Origin of the sequence: Treponema zioleckii (assembly GCF_014737315.1) — a bacterium.
Lineage (GTDB): Bacteria > Spirochaetota > Spirochaetia > Treponematales > Treponemataceae > Treponema_D > Treponema_D zioleckii.
This window is the reverse complement of the sequence record NZ_JPUF01000128.1, coordinates 1-2395: the sequence shown is the minus strand read 5'-3', so window position 1 is coordinate 2395 and position 2395 is coordinate 1. Positions and strand designations below refer to the sequence as shown.

Below are 2395 nucleotides of genomic sequence, written 5' to 3'. Positions count from 1 at the left end.
ACCAGCCAGCCTTAATCATTTTTTCAGCTTCCGCCTTTGTGAGCGTCTTTGAAATAAGACGGTATTGAGTGTCGCATTCTTCACCTGTGTCACGCTTTACGAGACAGTTAGTAAGGCCGTCTATTTCGATATCAATTTCCATGTCCTGTAGGCTCCTTCTTCAACAGTATTATAGCACTAAAATGGAATAAGCGTAATTCCGCCTTTTGTGCACATTTATCGCCCGAAAATAACGCAATCAGTCTTTTATTTCCGGCAAAATAATAGTTGCTGAGTAAGCAGGCGAAATGTATTTTTCATCGAATCTCCGTTGCAAAAGTTTCTCTGAAGTCCCAAAAGGAAACGGGTATACAATCCTGTAACAAACCGTCACTTCTGTCCCGGGAGCAATAACGAACAAATTGCCTCTGTAAGGAAAAGCTCAGTTTTTATTTTTATCTTTCCGCCATATCATTGAAAGATATGCAAATTGTTCTTTCAGATGAACCCATTCTGTGTCGTATTCAGCCGTCAGAACAAAATATACGGCATTGTCAGACACAGGACTCACAGAAGCACCAGCAACCATAATATCATCAATAATAAGGGCCGATTTTACTTTTTCGTTAAAGTATCTATATCTTCCTTTTACATTTCTGTAGGGAAGCCTAAAAATAGCTCTAGTCCCTATTTCCTCTGTCTTGATTACACCAAAATCTTCCACAAAGACCGGACTCATAACGAATGTCAAAAGCAATAACGCTATCAGTTTTTTTTTCATCTTGCTTCTATTTTATATTCCTTCATGAACAAGATATAAGTTTTTATCAATTCCTTTTTTCAGAAAGTCCAAAAAGCTGTTTATTTCGTTTCTAACTTTTTTTCTTTTATAGAAAATTATTTTTTTTGAAAAAACTATCAAAGAATTTGAAACGACTTGCTCTATTTCTTTTAACTGCTCTGGATGGAAAACAGTTATTCCGTGATATGCAAGTCCCTGTATCGCTTTTTCATTTTTGTAATTCCATGCATTTATTTGCTTCCATAAGGGCATAGAAAGTAAAAGCGTTTTATCTGACATCTCAAATTCAGCAAAAACATTTGGAGTAAAGAAAAAATTTGATTTTCGAAAATTTGAAATTAAAGAATTAAAGGACTCTTCATCCAACAGTTTAAAATCATGTACCAGCATACTAATCCTCGTTTCCAAGTATGGAACTGATGAAGCTAAAAAGTTTACTTAAATAGTCTTCCTGAAATATTAAATTTTTCAGAATACAGAATAGTAAAAATACAATCCCCCAACACTATCATAATAATTTCTCCAGAAGTTTTGTTATTACCATAATCACGTATAAGCTGTATAAAATCACTCACAAGTATAAGATTGGAAATAATAAGGCAAATTTCAAAATTCAGAGATGTATTACTATTCACTATGTATTTGCAGTAAAAATACATAGTGATGGCAAAGAACAAAATACTTCCTCCCAGTAAGTAAAAATAAAACAAGTTAAAATTCTGCAGTGTTAAAGTTGTATAAGCTATGATTAAATATGCTAAAAAAAAGATATTTTTCTTTTTTCTGATAAAATCTAAAATCATTTATTTTTTCTCCTAAAAGTAAAGACGGTAGTTGAATTATACCAAACACCGCCACCAATACTTCCTGTCGAAAATGCATTAGGTAAACCATTTTTATTTAGATTATTTAAATCATAAGATCCGACAAGTCCTAGTCCAATATCTGCAGTTGTCGAACCGGATGTACCTGAAGCAACCCCGCCATCTTCTATCGATGGCGAAAACGAATCTGAAATAGAAGCTGATGACTTTAATAAAGTACTAATATTGGAATAGTTTCCAATAGAAGCCTGAATTCCACAACCGTATGAACCAACTAGATAAATACCCCTATTTTCACCATCCGTTATGAATCCTACTTCACACCCTAGTCCCAAAATAAACGCAGCTTTAAATCCGAATCCGTAATTGGTAACCACTTTTTTAGAAGCAGAAGGCAATTCTGACTCAGCATAATTTTTCTGAGAAAGCATTTTATCTTTTCGCTCAAGGTCATGGCTCGAATACTTCATCATTGTAATCGGGTCTTTCTGTCCGACAATATCCCCTGTTTTTTAAGTTCGCGGATCACCTGTAAAACCTGATTTCTCCTGCCAGTCAGCACCGTATTTATCCCAAAGAGTATCACCTTCCTGAGCTGTAAAGGTTCCGTCTCCATTATCAAGCCACATTCCCGTCGGGTCCACATACCTTACCGGATTGTTCCCCGCGTAGTGATAACAATAATTTTCCCCGGAAAAGGCAGTTTTTGTGGCGGGCTTTCCGGGGAAAAGGGGATTTTTGGGTTGGCCTACAAATCGCGATTTGTAGAGGGAAGTAAATGCTCTAACGC

At 35.7% G+C, this 2395-nt stretch carries 3 protein-coding genes and 1 pseudogene; all 4 read right to left on the bottom strand.

The features are described from left to right. Nucleotides 1-421: 421 nt before the first annotated feature. Nucleotides 422-760 (bottom strand): hypothetical protein, encoded by a 339-nt coding sequence (locus JI65_RS16750; RefSeq protein WP_191018307.1) that lies wholly within the window; start codon nucleotides 758-760, stop codon nucleotides 422-424. Nucleotides 761-772: 12 nt separating this feature from the next. Next, the gene (locus JI65_RS16745) at nucleotides 773-1171 is read right to left on the bottom strand and encodes a hypothetical protein (protein WP_191018306.1); all 399 of its coding nucleotides are present in this window, start codon (nucleotides 1169-1171) and stop codon (nucleotides 773-775) included. A 409-nt stretch (nucleotides 1172-1580) separates the two neighbouring features. Continuing rightward, on the bottom strand, nucleotides 1581-2078 hold the full coding sequence (locus tag JI65_RS16740; RefSeq protein WP_191018305.1) for a hypothetical protein: 498 nt from the start codon (nucleotides 2076-2078) through the stop codon (nucleotides 1581-1583). Nucleotides 2079-2117: 39 nt separating this feature from the next. Then, nucleotides 2118-2395, bottom strand: a pseudogene (locus JI65_RS17205) (hypothetical protein); the annotation flags it as partial.